General features: G+C 60.4%; 17 protein-coding genes and 1 pseudogene. 6 read left to right on the plus strand and 12 right to left on the minus strand.

Annotation, left to right across the window (positions count from 1 at the left end; translation table 11 throughout):
• Positions 1–85 precede the first annotated feature (85 nt).
• Both Q1A07_RS04295 and Q1A07_RS04300 read left to right on the plus strand, forming a co-directional pair.
• Positions 86–1,030 carry a transcriptional regulator GcvA gene (locus tag Q1A07_RS04295; RefSeq protein ID WP_299778119.1) on the plus strand — a complete coding sequence of 315 codons (945 nt, stop codon included), beginning with the start codon at positions 86–88 and terminating at the stop codon, positions 1,028–1,030.
• Positions 1,031–1,080: 50 nt separating this feature from the next.
• A pseudogene (locus Q1A07_RS04300) lies at positions 1,081–1,910 on the plus strand (EamA family transporter).
• Here the strand turns inward: Q1A07_RS04300 and Q1A07_RS04305 are convergent.
• The 3 genes from Q1A07_RS04305 to Q1A07_RS04315 form a co-directional block, all read right to left on the minus strand.
• On the minus strand, positions 1,891–2,055 hold the full coding sequence (locus tag Q1A07_RS04305) for a DUF465 domain-containing protein (protein WP_195820045.1): 165 nt from the start codon (positions 2,053–2,055) through the stop codon (positions 1,891–1,893). The pseudogene Q1A07_RS04300 and the gene Q1A07_RS04305 overlap by 20 nt on opposite strands.
• A 111-nt stretch (positions 2,056–2,166) precedes the next feature.
• Positions 2,167–2,907: a methyltransferase gene (locus Q1A07_RS04310; protein WP_299778123.1), complete on the minus strand. Its 741-nt coding sequence runs from the start codon at positions 2,905–2,907 to the stop codon at positions 2,167–2,169.
• A complete protein-coding gene (locus Q1A07_RS04315) occupies positions 2,904–3,119 on the minus strand; it encodes a DUF2007 domain-containing protein (RefSeq protein WP_299778125.1) in 216 nt (71 codons plus the stop codon). The genes Q1A07_RS04310 and Q1A07_RS04315 overlap by 4 nt, the downstream gene beginning before the upstream one ends.
• A gap of 55 nt (positions 3,120–3,174) precedes the next feature.
• On the opposite strand from Q1A07_RS04315, the gene Q1A07_RS04320 reads away from it, so the two are divergent.
• The gene (locus Q1A07_RS04320; RefSeq protein ID WP_299778127.1) at positions 3,175–4,176 is read left to right on the plus strand and encodes a polyprenyl synthetase family protein; all 1,002 of its coding nucleotides are present in this window, start codon (positions 3,175–3,177) and stop codon (positions 4,174–4,176) included.
• Here Q1A07_RS04320 and Q1A07_RS04325 read toward each other — a convergent pair.
• From Q1A07_RS04325 to soxR, 4 genes are all read right to left on the minus strand, one after another.
• Entirely contained in the window at positions 4,169–5,041 is an 873-nt protein-coding gene (locus Q1A07_RS04325) for a 4-(cytidine 5'-diphospho)-2-C-methyl-D-erythritol kinase (protein WP_299779163.1), read from the minus strand. The two genes, Q1A07_RS04320 and Q1A07_RS04325, sit on opposite strands and share 8 nt — an antisense overlap.
• 31 nt (positions 5,042–5,072) lie before the next feature.
• Entirely contained in the window at positions 5,073–6,767 is a 1,695-nt protein-coding gene (locus Q1A07_RS04330) for a tetratricopeptide repeat protein (protein WP_299778128.1), read from the minus strand.
• Positions 6,768–6,928: 161 nt separating this feature from the next.
• Complete coding sequence (locus Q1A07_RS04335) at positions 6,929–8,578, minus strand: electron transfer flavoprotein-ubiquinone oxidoreductase (RefSeq protein ID WP_299778130.1); 1,650 nt, start codon at positions 8,576–8,578, stop codon at positions 6,929–6,931.
• A 153-nt stretch (positions 8,579–8,731) separates the two neighbouring features.
• Complete coding sequence (gene soxR / locus Q1A07_RS04340; RefSeq protein ID WP_195820040.1) at positions 8,732–9,187, minus strand: redox-sensitive transcriptional activator SoxR; 456 nt, start codon at positions 9,185–9,187, stop codon at positions 8,732–8,734.
• A 76-nt stretch (positions 9,188–9,263) separates the two neighbouring features.
• Here soxR and Q1A07_RS04345 point away from each other — a divergent pair, with 76 nt between their 5' ends.
• The 3 genes from Q1A07_RS04345 (at position 9,264) to Q1A07_RS04355 (ending at position 11,302) form a co-directional block, all read left to right on the plus strand.
• Entirely contained in the window at positions 9,264–9,644 is a 381-nt protein-coding gene (locus Q1A07_RS04345; RefSeq protein ID WP_299778133.1) for a VOC family protein, read from the plus strand.
• Positions 9,645–9,770: 126 nt separating this feature from the next.
• Positions 9,771–10,241, plus strand: a complete 471-nt coding sequence (gene greA / locus Q1A07_RS04350; RefSeq protein WP_195820038.1) for a transcription elongation factor GreA — start codon at positions 9,771–9,773, stop codon at positions 10,239–10,241.
• A 14-nt stretch (positions 10,242–10,255) separates the two neighbouring features.
• The gene (locus Q1A07_RS04355; protein ID WP_299778135.1) at positions 10,256–11,302 is read left to right on the plus strand and encodes a hypothetical protein; all 1,047 of its coding nucleotides are present in this window, start codon (positions 10,256–10,258) and stop codon (positions 11,300–11,302) included.
• 4 nt (positions 11,303–11,306) lie between these two features.
• On the opposite strand, the gene Q1A07_RS04360 is transcribed toward Q1A07_RS04355, so the two are convergent.
• From Q1A07_RS04360 to fdhD, 5 genes are all read right to left on the minus strand, one after another.
• Complete coding sequence (locus Q1A07_RS04360; RefSeq protein ID WP_299778137.1) at positions 11,307–11,810, minus strand: aggregation factor core; 504 nt, start codon at positions 11,808–11,810, stop codon at positions 11,307–11,309.
• Positions 11,811–11,887: 77 nt separating this feature from the next.
• Positions 11,888–13,936 carry a gephyrin-like molybdotransferase Glp gene (gene glp / locus Q1A07_RS04365; protein WP_299779165.1) on the minus strand — a complete coding sequence of 683 codons (2,049 nt, stop codon included), beginning with the start codon at positions 13,934–13,936 and terminating at the stop codon, positions 11,888–11,890.
• Between the two features lie 20 nt (positions 13,937–13,956).
• A complete protein-coding gene (gene mobB / locus Q1A07_RS04370; RefSeq protein ID WP_299778139.1) occupies positions 13,957–14,448 on the minus strand; it encodes a molybdopterin-guanine dinucleotide biosynthesis protein B in 492 nt (163 codons plus the stop codon).
• Positions 14,445–15,053: a molybdenum cofactor guanylyltransferase MobA gene (mobA, locus tag Q1A07_RS04375; RefSeq protein ID WP_299778141.1), complete on the minus strand. Its 609-nt coding sequence runs from the start codon at positions 15,051–15,053 to the stop codon at positions 14,445–14,447. The genes mobB and mobA overlap by 4 nt, the downstream gene beginning before the upstream one ends.
• The gene (gene fdhD / locus Q1A07_RS04380) at positions 15,050–15,937 is read right to left on the minus strand and encodes a formate dehydrogenase accessory sulfurtransferase FdhD (RefSeq protein WP_299778143.1); all 888 of its coding nucleotides are present in this window, start codon (positions 15,935–15,937) and stop codon (positions 15,050–15,052) included. Before fdhD ends, mobA begins: the two co-directional genes overlap by 4 nt.
• Positions 15,938–15,956 lie beyond the last annotated feature (19 nt).

The raw sequence follows: 15,956 nt of genomic DNA on the forward strand, positions 1-15,956 counted from the left end.
TTGATCTGAGTTAGATATGGCATGCGCTAACGTGGACGACAAACGAGACTTTCAATCCCATCACTTAAGCTGTACTTAACTGATTATGATGGATCGACTCCCACCCCTGACCGCTTTGCGTGCCTTTGACGCCGCCGCTCGGCATATGTCCTTTGCCAAGGCGGCAGAAGAACTCTCCGTGACACCGGCTGCGCTGAGCTTTCAGATCAAATCCCTTGAGGAACACCTTGGCGCCCCTCTCTTCAGACGTTTGAATCGCGCCGTGGAACTCACCGAAGCAGGCGCGGCGCTGGCACCAGGGGCCGAGGATGGGTTTCAGACACTTGCCAATGCATGGCGCGCTGCACAACGCCTACAGGACAACCAATCCCTCACGGTGACTGCGGGACCTGCATTCACCGCGAAGTGGCTGGCCCCAAGGCTCTATGAGTTTGCCCAAGCACATCCTGAGATCGAATTGCGCTTTTCGGCGTCGCTCAAGATCATGGACTTCGGACGCGATGCCATTGACGTGGCCATCCGCTTTGGACGTGACACCGATGAAGATCTTTATAGCCTGCCCCTGGCTGAAGAATGGGTGGCACCCGTTATGACGCCTGCCCTCGCCGAACGGTTCCCGGACGCACAAAGCCTCGTCGAGGCGCCGCTGATCTTCGACGATTCGATCAATTTTTTGTACCCGCGGTGCGACTGGAAGGCGTGGTTTGCCACAATGGGCGTCGACTTCGATCCGACACACGGGCCGCATTTCAGCCAGGCAGATCACGCCGTGGATGCGGCGCTCGCCGGGGTCGGTGTGGTACTGGGGCGGCGCGCTCTGGTGGTAAAAGACATTGACGAAGGCCGCTTGGTTACCCCATATGGCACGGCGTTATCTACCGGTGCCCGGTTCCGTTTTCTATGCCCCAAGAACAGCGAAGATCGCCCGCAAGTCAAAGCGTTCCGCGAGTGGATGCTGCGCGAAATCAGCAAGACGACCTACATCACCGACAGCCTGCGCGTCGTGACTACGGAAGGCAACTCTCAATGACAAAGATGCGCGCAACGCTCATCGGGTTTGCAGCGGTCGTCCTTTAAGCCCTGCTCGCTCTGCTGACCGTTGGGTCCGCCCCGACGCCGCCCTTGCTGCTCAACACCATATGTTTCACCATCGGTGGCACCTGCGGGGTAATCTGGACGCATCAATCTGGCGGGTTTGCGATGTTGCGATCTGTCCCTCTACGCGTCTACATCTTTGGAACGCTAGGGCTTTTTGGTTACCACGCGTTCTACTTCTCCGCCCTGCGTCTCGCGCCCGCCGCGGAGGCCGGATTGATCGCCTACCTGTGGCCTCTGCTAATCGTGATCCTGTCCGGCCTGCTGCCCGGCGAAGAGGTTCGCAGAGGGCATTTATCGGGGCTATGATCGGCTTTGCAGGCGCGGCTCTGATCATTTCAGGCGGTGGCAGCGGTTTCCGCATGGACTATCTGCCCGGCTATGGGCTGGCGCTGATCTGCGCGCTCACCTGGTCGAGTTATTCGGTGCTCTCCCGCCTGGTCGGCGACGCGCCAACGCAATCGGTCACCGTGTTTTGCATTGGGGCCGCCGCCCTGTCACTGCCGCTGCACCTGATGTTCGAAGACACGGTTTTCCCACAGTCCGCTCTGGGCTGGGGCTCGATTCTCCTGCTTGGCCTCGGCCCCGTGGGGCTGGCCTTCTTTGTCTGGGATATCGGTGTCAAGCAGGGCGATATACAGTTGCTGGGTGCCGCCTCCTACGCGGCCCCATTGCTCTCTACCGTGGTGCTTGTCGTGGCCGGCGTTGCCCCGCTGTCAGCGACTTTGGGCATCGCGGCGATTCTTGTGACTGGCGGCGCAATGATCGCGGCGCGCGCCAGTCTGCGTAAAAATCCTAACTCGACAGGCGCGTGATTTCTTCTTTTAGACGGAGTTTCTGCTTTTTCAGGTCTGCGATTGCAAGATCATCGATGCCGGGGGCGCGTTGGGCTTCTTCTACGGCTTCGCTCAGGGACTGATGCTTCTTTTTCAGCTGATCGACATGTGCAGTAACGCTCATTCATTCCTCCTGTGTGTAACGGTATGGCGTTGAGTTGACCACACCTTGTGATTCAAGTCACGCCGCATAAGCAGCATGCGCATGATACCCGTTAAGATTGTATTAATGGGTTCAGAATTCAAGTGCGGCGCCATCCCGCAATACCGATTTGATCGTTGGGACGTAGCTGTCTGCGTCGCTTTCGTGTTGCGTCCCTTCATGCAGAATCACCGAAGGATGTAGTTTGAATGCCCCGCGTCCGTTCTTGCGCGCCCGGACAATGACCAGTTCTGCAAGACGACCGACGCGCGGGCTCAGGGGCAACACCTCGATGCTACCCATCCCATTTGGCAAGGCCTGCAGGATGTCCGGCAACCGTTCTGCGCGGTGGATAATATGCACGTACCCTTTTGGTTTCAGCCGCTTGGCTGCGGCCTTTACCCAGTCCGTCAAAGGGGTCGTTTCGCCGAGCGCTGTCTCGCGGCCTGCGTTGTGGGCACTGCGGCTGGCGCGCCGATTGAAGTACGGAGGATTCGTGATCACGTGGTCGAATTGCCGCTGCCGCAGCTCCAGGGGCAATGCAGTGATATCAGCAACAATCACTTCCAGTGCGTCCCCGCCATTTCGCCGCGCCAATGCGGCGTATTCCGGCTGCATTTCCACGCCGGTCAGCTTCAGGCCAGGCACCCGCGCAGCGAGGCATAAAGCCGCAGCCCCCACACCACAGCCCAAGTCGAGCACTGTTTGGCCTGATTGAGCCGGCACACTGGCCGCAAGCAACACCGGATCCACCCCGGCGCGATACCCCGAGCGAGGCTGGTGTAAGTGCAGCCGCCCACCCAGAAATGCGTCCCGGGTCAAGTCGGAGGTCATTTGCCCAGAGGGATGTCGTTGTCGTGCATGACCCGTATCGCGACGTCATGATCTTCGGTACGCACCATGAGCCTGCGCGGGAAGATTCCGATGCCACCTTCGAGCACGCTCATATTTACGTCCAACTCAAAGCAGTCTATATCCTCGCCTTGGAGAAGGGCCGTGGCAAAGGCGATGATCGTCGGGTCTGTGCTGCGCAAAAGTTCCTTCATATCAGGGATGTAAGGGCAAGCTGGCGGTGATGTCGAGCCTGCAGTTGGGAAGTTGATGCCGAAGACCGAGAATTCGCAGAAACCGCATGACCGAATGGCCACCTATCTGGCTGCTGACCTCGATGCGGTGAACGCACTGATCCGCGCCAGAATGGCTTCCGAACACGCGCCGCGCATTCCGGAAGTCACCGCGCATCTGGTGGAAGCGGGCGGCAAACGATTGCGCCCCATGCTCACTCTGGCGGCGGCTCATCTTTGCGACTACGACGGGCAGTTTCACATCAATCTGGCCGCGACGGTGGAATTCATCCACACCGCCACCCTTTTGCACGACGACGTGGTCGATGAGAGCGGCCAGCGGCGCGGGCGGCCAACCGCCAACCTGCTGTGGGACAACAAGTCTTCGGTGCTGGTAGGCGACTACCTCTTCTCGCGCAGCTTTCAGTTGATGGTGGAAACCGGATCGCTGCGCGTGCTCGACATTCTCTCCAACGCGTCTGCGACCATCGCGGAAGGCGAAGTGCTGCAACTGACGGCCAGTCAGGATCTTGCCACCACCGAAGCGGTCTATCTTCAGGTGGTGCGGGGCAAGACGGCTGCCCTGTTTTCCGCAGCGACGGAAGTTGGCGGCGTGATTGCAGATGCCCCGGAGGTTCAGGTGCGCGCGCTTTACGCGTACGGGGATGCCTTGGGCGTGGCCTTCCAGATTGTCGACGATCTGCTTGATTTTCAAGGGGACGTGGGTGCAATCGGCAAGAACATCGGAGACGATTTCCGCGAGCGCAAGCTGACCATGCCGCTGATCAAGGCGGTGGCAAAAGCGGATGCCGAGGAGCGCGCCTTCTGGGAGCGCACGATCGAAAAGGGCAAACAGACGGAGGGCGATCTGGAAAGGGCGCGGGCCTTGCTGGACAAGCATGCCGCGCTCACCGAGACGGCACATGCAGCGCGCAGTTGGGCATTGAAGGCAAAGTCAGCTCTTGCTCCCCTGCCGGATCATGACATCAAGGAGATGCTCAGCGATCTGGCGGATTACGTGGTCGAGCGCATCAACTAGGCCGGGGCTGTGCACGCTCGGTTTGCGTGCCCAGCTCTGTCGGTTTGACCCACCAATCCGGATAACTGCGTGAGATGGCTGCAGCCGCGTTCTGTGCTGCCGAGATCGTTGGAAACAAGCCGAAACAAGTCGCGCCGGAGCCCGACATCCGCGACAGCAGGCAATCCGGTTGCGTGGAGATAGCTATTTTTACGATACCAATCGTCGGCACCAGTTGTGAAGCCGCCGGTTCCAGATCGTTTCGTTGCCCACGTAGCCAAGTAGCCAGATCACCGGCGTCGCGGAACGTCGGAAGATTTTGGGGCATAGGCATATTTTGTCGCGCCGTCATCGCTTTGAATACGGTGGGCGTAGAGATTTCCAGGCGCGGGTTCACCAGCAGAGCAGGCAGGGCAGGCAAGCTCTCCATGGGCGTGATCCGCTCGCCAATACCCCCGACGCGCGCGGCCGCGCTGGTCAGACACATCGGGACATCCGCGCCCAGTTTCAGCAGTGTTTCCGACGCAGGGATTTGAACGCCCGCTTCTCCGGCAACCACAGACAGAGCGCGATACGTGGCGGCGGCGTCCGCCGACCCGCCACCGATTCCGGATGACACCGGCAAATTCTTTACCAGATGGAAAGACGCTCCCGGCAACTGATCAAAGAGGTTTGCGGCCTGCAAGATCAGATTCGATACATCTTTCGGCACTGTCGCCGCTTCTGGACCCTGCATTTCCAGGGAAAACCCATCACCCAAGCGCGCGCGCAACTGGTCACCCACTGTCGCAAACGCCACAAGACTATCCAGCAAATGATAACCGTCAGATCGTTGACCCACGACATGCAATGTCAGGTTGATCTTGGCGGGCGCAAAAACTTCCACATTCCGCGGGGCGCGCGCCTGACGCCCGCCCTCAGTCCCTGGCAACTTGCAGCGGCTCCGCGCCCTCTTCAGCCAGCACAGCATCCAGACCGACTTCGAGCTTGCGCCGGATACGCTCGGGCTTGGCTTCGCTCATCAGATCGTCCTCATCGACAAAGGAAAGGGCGCGCGCCCACTGGAACTCCGCCTCCCGTTTGCGTCCAACCGCCCAATAAACATCGCCCAGGTGATCGTTCACGACCGGGTCCACTGCCATCAACTCCACTGCCCGTTCCATATGCGGCACGGCTTCTTCGTAGCGTCCCAGACGGTAGAGCGCCCAGCCCAGCGAGTCGATGATGTATCCGCTGTCCGGGCTCGCTGCGACCGCACGTTCGATCATCTCCAGCGCTTCATCCAGTTTGACCTGTTTTTCGACCAGCGAATAGCCGAGGTAGTTGAGCACTTGCGGCTGGCCCGGATTTATGTCCAGAGCCGCCCGAAAATCCGCTTCAGCAGCCTCCCAGTTGTCCAATCGTTCATGGCAAATCGCGCGCGTGTAGTAGAGAAACCAGCTTGGCCCGCCTATATTCTCGACCAGGGCTGCCGCCCTGTCATAGGCAACAACCGCTTCGGCAAAACGGTCCTGCTGACGCAGCGCGTCGCCCAGCGCCGAATGCACGGTTGCCAGATGCCCGTGGCTGCGCGCAAGCTGTTCTAACACTTCGATCGAAGCTTCGGGTCTGTCCGATCGGCGCAATGCCTCGGACCGGCCGAGTTCGGCAGCATGATAGGCCGGATCGTTCGCGGGAACCCGCTTATAGACCGCGATGGCTTGTGCGTATTGCTCAAGCGTTTCAAAGAGATCCGCAGTCAGAAGCAAGCCATCCACGTGATCTGGTCGCAAGGTCAGCGCGACCTGAGCATAGAGGATCGTATATTCTGGCCCTGCCTCGCTACGCAAGGCCGCCGCCACCGAATAGAAAACCTCTGCAAAGCCATCGCGCACGGAGGTAATGTGTCGGAACGGCACGGGCGCATCCCCGTTCAACGCCTCGATCACCTGTTCGATCTCGGGATCGGTGGCACCGTTGAACATTCGTTGCAGCAATTCCAGCGCCTCAGCATCCTTGTCCAGCTGCGAGAGGATTTCGGCACGCGCCAAAACTCCACGGCGTGTCTGCACCACGGCGCCCGTGGTATCGGCGCTGAAAATTTCTTCGGCGCCTTCGAAATCCCCTACGGAGGCCAACGCCATCGCCTTGTGATAAAGCGCAAAGCCCTGCAGTCCCGGCTCTTCCGACACGCTGTCAAAGGCCGCCAGCGCGTCATTTGCGCGACCCGCGCCCATGAGTGCCCAGGCCTTGATCAATCCGTCCACAAGAGGGCCGACGCCGTCGCCCTCGGGCGTGGCGATCATCAGACCCTCATAGTCCTCTTCAAGGATCGTGTTTGCCGTTAGCACCAGTTGTGCGACCTGGCTGGGTTGCCCGAGGCTCAGCAAGGCTTCGGCCACGGGCACGGCACGGTCTACACGCCCGAGCGCCAATTGCGACACGACAACGCTTTCCATCAGGGCACTGTTGCGCGGGTCGCGCGACAATGCCTGCGTGAAGTAGGAGGCGGCTTGCTCGAAATCGCTCTGCATGGCGGCAGATCGCGCCGCCAGATAGGCGCCGGCATTGGATTGAGCAGCGACGGGCGCCACCATCGTCAACGACAATGCGAGGACTGCAGCGGAGGTCATTAGTCTGTGAAGCACGGTTGCTCTCTCATGAAACGCGGGTTGGGCGGCAGGCTATCAGGTTCAGGCCCAAGCGCAATCCTGCGACCCTGCCGGGCGGCGTAAAATCACCATAGAGCATCAGTGTTAATCACCGCCTAGCAATAGCAATACCCCGGCTCGCATCACATGTTGGGATAGTTCGGTCCATCCCCGCCCTGTGGCGTCGTCCAGACGATGTTCTGCGCCGGGTCCTTGATGTCGCAGGTTTTGCAGTGCACGCAGTTCTGGAAGTTGATGACGAACCGGGTGTCCTTGCCGGCCTCCTCGACAAACTCGTATACACCTGCCGGGCAGTAACGCGCCGACGGGCCTGCGAACTTCGGCAGGTTGCTGTTCACCGGGACATCCGCATCCTTGAGCGTCAGGTGCGCAGGCTGGCTTTCCTCGTGATTTGTAAAAGAAAAAGCGACGTTGGTCAGGCGATCAAAGGACAGTTTGCCATCGGGCTTCGGGTAATCGATGGTCTGGTGCTTGGAGGCTTCTTCGATTGCCTCGGCATCCGATTTGCCGTGTCCCAGCGTGCCCAGCAGCGAAAAGCCCAGGGTGTTCGTCCACATGTCGACCCCGCCCATCACAAGGCTCGCCGTCAGCCCGTATTTTGACCACAGCGGTTTGACATTACGTACCTTGCGCAAGTCCTGACCGATTTTGCCATTGCGCACTTCGGCCTCATAATCAGAGAGCTCATCACCGCTGCGACCATCCGTAATCGCGGCCATTGCTGCTTCTGCGGCGGCTTTGCCGGACAGCATCGCGTTGTGGTTGCCCTTGATCCGCGGCACGTTGACCATGCCCACAGAACAGCCCAGCAGCGCAACACCGGGCGCGACCATCTTGGGCATAGACTGGAATCCCCCTTCGGAGATCGCCCGCGCGCCGTAGGCGACCCTTTTGCCGCCCTTCAGCAGATCCGCGACCATCGGGTGATGCTTGAACCGCTGGAATTCCATGTAGGGGAAAAGATGCGGGTTCTTGTAGTTCAAGTGGACGACAAAACCCACATAAACCTGATTGTTCTCAAGGTGGTAAATAAAGGAGCCACCACCCGCGTTACCGCCCAGGGGCCAGCCCATGGTATGGGTGACAGATCCTTCACGGTGCTTGTCCGGGTCGATCTCCCAGATCTCCTTCATACCAAGACCGTATTTCTGCGGCTCATGCCCGTCGGAGAGATTGTATTTGGCAATCACCTGCTTGGAGAGCGATCCCCGAACACCTTCGCTCAGGAAAACGTATTTGCCATGCAGCTCCATGCCAGGCTCGTAACCGTCGCCTTTGGAGCCATCAGGATTCTTGCCAAATTCACCCGCAACGACCCCTTTTACTCCGCCATTTTCATCAAAAACCAACTCAGAACACGACATACCGGGGAAGATTTCCACACCCAGCTCTTCCGCCTGCTCCGCCATCCAGCGACACACATTGCCCATGGAGACGATGTAGTTGCCGTGGTTGTTCATCAGCGGTGGCATCGGGAAATTAGGGATGCGCAGCTTGCCCGCCTCACCCAGCATGAAGAAGTTGTCGTCTTTCACCGGTACATTGAGCGGGGCACCCTTCTCTTTCCAGTCCGGGATCAGCTCATCCAGACCGACCGGGTCCAGAACGGCACCCGACAGTATATGCGCACCCACTTCAGAGCCTTTCTCCAGCACAACAACGTTGCACTCGGCATCCAGCTGCTTCAAACGGATCGCCGCAGACAGGCCCGCCGGACCTGCGCCCACGATGACCACATCGTACTCCATTGCTTCGCGTTCCGTCTCCGACATGTCCCGGCTCCCTTACAATCCGACGGGGCGCGACCTCTGCCGCGCAACAATCTTTCGCGATTGGCTAAACCACGTCACCCCCCAATGCAATCGCAACTGAGCGTCATGAAGAGGACAAATCGACGATTTTACCTCCGAGTGGCACGATTCCAATCACATCTCCGGCAGATCACCCATGAGAAAGCGCGGGCCAGGCCCTTTTTCCGCGATCCGGTCGGTCGGATTGTAAAGCGCACAGTTCGGCAGGCTGAGACACCCGCAGCCGATACATCCATCCAAACTGTCCCTCAGCCGCGTCAATGTCTCGATCTTCTCGTCCAGCCGGGCCCGAAAGCCCGCGCTGATCCGTGCCCAGTCGGCCTTGGTTGGCGTACGCCCGCCCGGAAGCCGATCAAGTTCCGCCCTGATTTGCGGCAAGGTGAACCCGAACTGCTGCGCGATCATCACGAAACTGAGCCTGCGCAGGTCGGAACGCTCAAACCGACGCTGCCCACCGGCGTTGCGCCACGGCCGGATCAGGCCCTGTGCCTCGTAATAGCGGATCGCCGAGACGGCAAGCCCGGTGCGCGCCGCCAATGCCCCGATCGAAAGCCCATCACTGACTGCCATAAAATTCTCCTTGACCTAAAGTTAGGTTTAGAAATTACGGTGAGTGTCATCAAGGCAAATCTCAAGGAGAAGATCGATGACTGTACGGCTTGAACACGCAAACTACACCGTCTCCGACGGCGAGGCGACTGCGGCCTGGATGCAGGAGCTTTTTGGCTGGCACATTCGCTGGAAAGGCGATGCAACAAGTGGCGGGCAATCCATTCACGTGGGTTCGGACACCCAGTACCTGGCGCTTTATACGCCCGCTCAGGACACCAGCGAGAAGGCAGACAGCTACACCACCCGCGGCGGGCTCAACCACATCGCCGTGGTGGTGGAAGACATCGACGCAATGGAGGAGGCTGTGAAAAAAGTGGGCTTCACCACCGGCAATCACGCAGATTATGAACCGGGTCGGCGGTTTTACTTCCACGATCACGACAACATTGAATATGAAGTGGTCCAATACGACTGACCCCGCGCAGGGTAATCTAAGCCAGACCTCTTGCAATTTCCTTCACCTTTAGGTCAGGTAGTTGCCAACTCTCACCAGCGGCCCCCGGATAGCCCGGCGGGCCGCGTCATTTCGTGGACGCTACTGATGGATAAAATCCCCATGACCCGCAAGGGCCACGCTGATCTGGAAGCGGAACTCAAACAGCTGAAGTCAGTGGAGCGCCCTGCCATCATCAAAGCCATTGCCGAAGCACGCGAGCATGGCGATCTGTCCGAAAATGCGGAATACCATTCCGCGCGCGAAAAGCAGTCCTTCATCGAAGGCCGGATCAAGGAGCTGGAGGGTGTGCTGGGGCTGGCCGAGGTGATCGACCCGGCCAAGATGTCCGGCACCATCAAGTTCGGCGCCACCGTGACGCTGGTCGATGAAGACACGGATGAAGAAAAGACGTGGCAGATCGTGGGTGAACATGAGGCCAGTATCGAAAAGGGCCTGCTGAACATAAAATCGCCGATTGCGCGCGCCTTGATTGGCAAGGATGAAGGGGACAGCGTAGAAGTGCGCACGCCGGGCGGCGAGAAGTCCTACGAGGTGCTCAAGATCGTCTACGCCTGACAGGAATTGCGACGATGGCTGACACGACTCAAACTTCAGAAAACACCGAAGCGCGGGCCCGCCCTACGCCTCTCGGTATTTACGACCGGCCCGGCACCGAGGGTATCAGCAGTATAGAAATCGCGGCTCTTGTCCTGTCGGGGATTTGGCTGCTGGCCTCGGCGCTCTTCTTTCTGTTCATGCCCAGCAACAACGTCGCGGGTGAAAGCTCGGGCGGACTGCGATTTATCATGGTTATGCTCGCCATTTTCATGCCGGTTGGCATGATCTGGGTTGCCGCGACGGCGGCACGGTCAAGCCGGATCATGCGAGAGGAAAGCCAGCGCCTGCAGGCCGCTATCGATGCTATTCGCCACGCCTACATCGCGCAGAACCAAAGCGGTATCGCAGGCCCGGAACCTGCTTCCGTGGCCCGAAAGCTTGATGAAATTGCAGAAGCGGCCCGGAAAACGGAATCGGCATTGGCCACCTTTACGTCACGCCGTGAGCAGGAAAGACCAGCGGCAAACCATCCATCTACCACCACGGAGCCATCGCCTGAAGACCAACCCGCGCTTGCTCTTGGGACGCAAGCGACCGACATGGCCCCGCCGCTGGCGGTGGAGGATTTCATCCGCGCATTGAACTTCCCCGAAACGGCGGAAGATGAGGCCGGGTTTGCAGCCCTGCGGCGCGCGCTCAAGGACCGCTCGGCCGCTCAGTTGATTCAAGCGGCACAGGACGTGCTGACACTGCTCAGCCAGGATGGCATTTACATGGATGATCTGCTGCCGGACCGTGCCCGCCCCGAGGTTTGGCGACAGTTCGGCCAGGGTGCACGCGGCAGGCCGATTGCGGCCTTGGGCGGCGTACGGGACCGCTCATCCCTTGCGCTGACGGCAGGCCGCATGAAACAGGATCCTATTTTTCGGGATGCGGCGCACCACTTCCTGCGCCGCTTTGACAAAACCTTTGCCGAATTCGAAACATCGGCGACAGACGGTGAGATTTCCGCCCTTGCGGAAACCCGGACGGCACGCGCCTTTATGTTGCTGGGCCGTGTGGCGGGCACCTTCGACTAGCGCGTCACGTACAGACCTTGGCGCGATGGTCAGCGTCAAAGACAGCTTCCAGTTCGGAACCATCCGCCAGGCTGAACAGGACCCGCGCACCCGAGAGCTCGCCACCCGTCACTCTGATCTGTCCCAGATCGGATTGCGCTTGCTGATCGTCCACGTCGATTGTGAACCCGGTCCGCTGACCGGCAGACAATTCTGTCAAACGGATATCCAGGCGCTGTGCACCATCAGCAACCTGGACACCCTGCATGCCCTCGCCCGGTTCAAAGGGCTGAAAGACCTGCGTGCCTGACCCCCCTTCGGCAGTGTCAAAAACCAAGGCCCCCTGCGAGTCGCGCAAATCAATCGACACGCCGGTCACGAAAACGCCCGTCGCGGTGTGAATGATGTCAAAGCGGTCTCGCGGCGCACTTTCGGCGAATTTCACGGTCAGTGCCTGCACGCACTCAGCCTGCGCCGATACCGCAAGAACGGCCATAACTCCGGCAGTCAAAAACGTGAATCTGAACATCAATTTCCCCCAACGGTTTGCACGATCATCTAATCTGTATCGAGACATAGCGCTGGGAGCGATCAGGACAAAATCTCTCAGAGCCCAAAGCTGGCAAAGGGAATGTACCGCACCATTGTCCCCGGTACGATCTCCGCCGCGCCATGCGGCAATTCTACCAGCCCGTCAGCCCAGCTCAGACCGGAAATGCGCCCGGACCCTTCGGAAGCAAAAACCTCCGCCTGCCCGTCCCTGATCCGCGCACGCAGATATTCCGTCCGCCCGTGTTTTTTGTGTTTGGTAAAGGCCGCCGGCACCTCGAAACCTTGCGGCTCTTCCCATGCGCTCCCGGCCAACCGTGCCATCGCCGGACGGCCAAAGATCAAGGCACAGGTCATCGCGGCGACCGGGTTGCCTGGCAAACCAAACACCGGCACGCCCGACCACATTCCCAGGGCCAGCGGTCGGCCCGGCTTCACCGCGATGCGCCAAAGCGTCATCGCTCCCGCTTCGGTCAATAGGGCCGATACGTGGTCTTCGTCGCCAGCCGATGCGCCGCCGCTGGTCAGGATCAGGTCAGCAGCCTTGGACGCAGCCTCCAGTCGCGCCGCCAGCGCGTTGCGATCATCGGGCACCCGTCCCATATCAACCGGTTCGTGTCCAAAGCGACGCGCCATCTCCAAGAGCATCGGACGGTTTGCATCGAAAATCTGCCCAAGGGCCGCAGTAGTGCCCGCCTCCACAAGCTCTGCGCCAGTGGAGAGGACAGCCACACGCAAGGGTTTGCGCACTGACACCTCGCCGACACCGGTGGCGGCCAGCAGGGCGGCCTGCGCCGGCCCGACCCGCGTGCCTTGTGTCAAAGCGACGTCGCCTTGCACCACATCCTCACCCGCGCGACGGGTGTTTGCGCCTGCCTTGATTGGCCCGTGAAAAGCTATCTGGCCGTCGCTGACGGTAACGTCTTCCTGCAGGACCACCGTATCGACCCCGTCCGGCAAGGCCGCCCCGGTCAGGATGCGCACCGCAGACCCCGGTGGTACAAGCCCGGGGCGATCCCCGGCGGCGGCGCGTCCTTCCACCAGTGGCATGCGATGCACGCCCGCGGCCTTGCCGCCGAGAAAACCATAGCCATCGACCGCTGTGTTTGGTAGCGGCGGATTGGATCGGGCCGCAACCACATCTTCCGCCAGAATCCGTCCGGTTGCTGCCGTTACGGGCATCGTTTCACTTCCTGTTACCGGAGTCAGACGATCCTGCAAAAGCGCAAGCGCCTCGCGTACAGGGGTCCAATGCACTCCCGGCGGCAGCGCAAAACAGTCGTTGGTCAAACGCGGGGGCTGGGCGCTGGCCTGCCTTAAACGGTCTTCGTGACCGAGACCGAATATCCACCCCTCTTCCGGAGCATCAACGGCCAGCATCTCGGCCAAAGCGTCGGGTTCCAGCGTTGATACGCTGCGCGCAACCTCACGGACTTGCCATGCATCCTTGATCTGGCCCGCCGGTGCGGCGCCCAGCATCAGGGACGGCCAGATTTCCACGAGGGCAATTTGTTTGTCTAACGGTTCAAACGGCCAGACGGCGGCCTCGAACCGCCGCCGCAACCGCGCGAGCACCGGCAATCCCATCAAAACCTGAGAGCCAACGGCCCCCGTCCCGCCCAACTGCCAGCAGGAAAAGGCTCCTTTGGCCCGTTTTTCCGCCAGACGTCTTTCCGGGAACGGGTTTTCATAGCCGGTTTTCTTGCGCGGCAACCCGTCGACATCGCGCTTCAGCCCGTTGAACCAGAACGGGCCGCGCCCTCCGAACTGCCGGTTGATCTCGCCCGCCAGATCAAAGCGGTTGTTGTTCTGCGGGCTGTCCTCGATGCGGTTTTCCAGCCAGTGCCAGAGCGCGAAAGGGTCGCTTTTGCCAGTCAGTGCTGCCGCGTACCCCTTCGGATAGCCGAAAGGGAAATCGAACCCTGCCAACACGCGTCGTCCCGCCGCGATTTCGGCCTCGAACAGCTGGGTCAGCCAGTCTTCGGCCACCTTGCGATTGCGCAGGTATTGTGGCGCCTCAGCCCGGCCCAAGCGGGCGACACAGGCCCAGATCGCGTCTTGCCGTGGGGATTTTCCGGTGTCGTTTCCGCCCGACCAGTCAACCATCACAACGGTATCGAAATCGGTCACAACCCAACCTCGGAGAGGATGAAGTCGGCAATTTCGCCTGTGTCGTTCAGATCAAAAACCGGGCGATCCAGGGTAAGGGCCGTATCGCTGGCCACGGCGCGGATCGTCGGATCGTCCGGGGCGATGAGCGGGTTGCCCGTCTCCGCCCGATGCGCCTCGACCTTGGGATGCGCGTCGCGCTTGTAACCTTCGATCAGCACCAGATCGACAGGGCTGAGCTTGGCCAGCAGCGCGTCCAGCATCGGTTCGGGTTCTTCACGCAGCTCATGCATCAGCGCAAAGCGCTTGCGCGAGGCGAGCAGCACTTCCGTGGCACCCGCCTGCCGGTGCCGGTAGCTGTCCTTGCCCGGCTGATCCACGTCGAAAACGTGGTGGGCGTGCTTGACCGTGGACACGCTGAAGCCGCGCCCCGAGATCTCCGTGACGAGACGTTCCATCAGGCCGGTCTTACCTGCGTTTTTCCACCCGACAACCCCGTACAACTTCATAAAAGCGCCTCTGCACGGGCCAGATCCTCGGGCGTGTTCACATTGAAAAACGGATCGAATGTGGTCACCGGAAAAAGCGCCTCGCGACCCTCATGTGCATCGGTCCATAACACCACTTTGCGCAACCCGTCCTGCAAGGCCGCGCGCAGGTCATCGCGCAGAGCCACCGGCCAGAGGCCAAAGGTCGGGTGCCGCACCCGCCCCCGTGCGGGATCGGGCGTTGCGGAGAGGACCAACGGATGTGTTATGCCTTCGCTGGCCAGCAAGAGTTGTGGCACCAGATCGGCAGGAAAGAAGGGTGTGTCCGCCGCAGCTGTGACAATCGTCTCCGCACCCTGCGTCGCGGCCCAGTCAAGCCCTGCCAAAACCCCCGCCAACGGCCCTGCAAAACCGTCGATACTGTCGGCCAGCACTGGCAGGCGGTAGCGCTCAAAACGCGCCGGATCACCGTTGGCATTCAGCGCCAGCCCGGCCACCTGCGGTTCCAGCCGGTCGATCACACGGGTCAGCAAGCTTTGACCGCCAAGGCGCAACAGCCCCTTGTCACCGCCGCCCATGCGCGTGGCCTGACCACCCGCGAGAATGACACCCAGTGGCTGCTTCATTCGGCGCTCTTTCGTCCGGCCCGGCGCGGCTCCAACGGCACGGTGGCCGGGTCCGTGTCACGGATCAGGCGCGCCTCGCCCGACAGGCACACGAACCGCTGACCCTTCATGCGACCGATCAGCGTCAGGCCCACCTGCTGCGCAATCTCCACCCCCCAAGCGGTGAAACCGGACCGCGACGCCAGCACCGGAATACCCATCATCGCGGTTTTGATCACCATCTCGGATGTCAGCCGCCCGGTGGTGTAGAGGATCTTGTCATCAGCACTGACACCCTCCGACAACATCCAGCCGGCAATCTTGTCCACCGCATTGTGGCGTCCGACATCCTCCATGTAGACCAATGGTTTATCCTCGTAACATAGCACCGTGCCATGTATTGCCCCGGCCTCCAGATACAGCGATGGCGTCCGGTTGATACGCGCGCTCAGCGCATAGAGCCACGAGGTCCGCACCGCTGTTTCCGGCAGGTTGACGTCCTCCAGCCCCGCCATCATGTCCCCAAACACCGTACCGACGGCACAGCCGCTGGTGCGGGTCTTCTTGCGCATCTTCTCTTCGTAATCTGTCTTGCGTGCCGTACGCACAATCACCGTTTCCAATTCTTCGTCGTAGTCCACGCCTGTGATCTCGTCAGACGCTTGCAACATGCCCTGATTGCGCAGGAACCCCAGCGCCAGATAATCGGGATAATCCCCGATGGTCATCGCCGTCACGATCTCCTGACCATTCAGGAAGATCGTGAGCGGTCGTTCCTCCACCACCGTGGCGACAACGGCAGCCCCCTCTTGATCCGTCCCGGCGACGGCGCGGGTCAGCCGCGCTGCCTTGGGATCGGGCGCGATCAGGTAATCGCTGGTGTCGTCCAATTTGGCCAATTGCATCCTCCGCGGGGCTGAGCTA

This window comes from uncultured Roseobacter sp. (genome assembly GCF_947492555.1).
Taxonomy (GTDB): Bacteria; Pseudomonadota; Alphaproteobacteria; order Rhodobacterales; family Rhodobacteraceae; genus Roseobacter.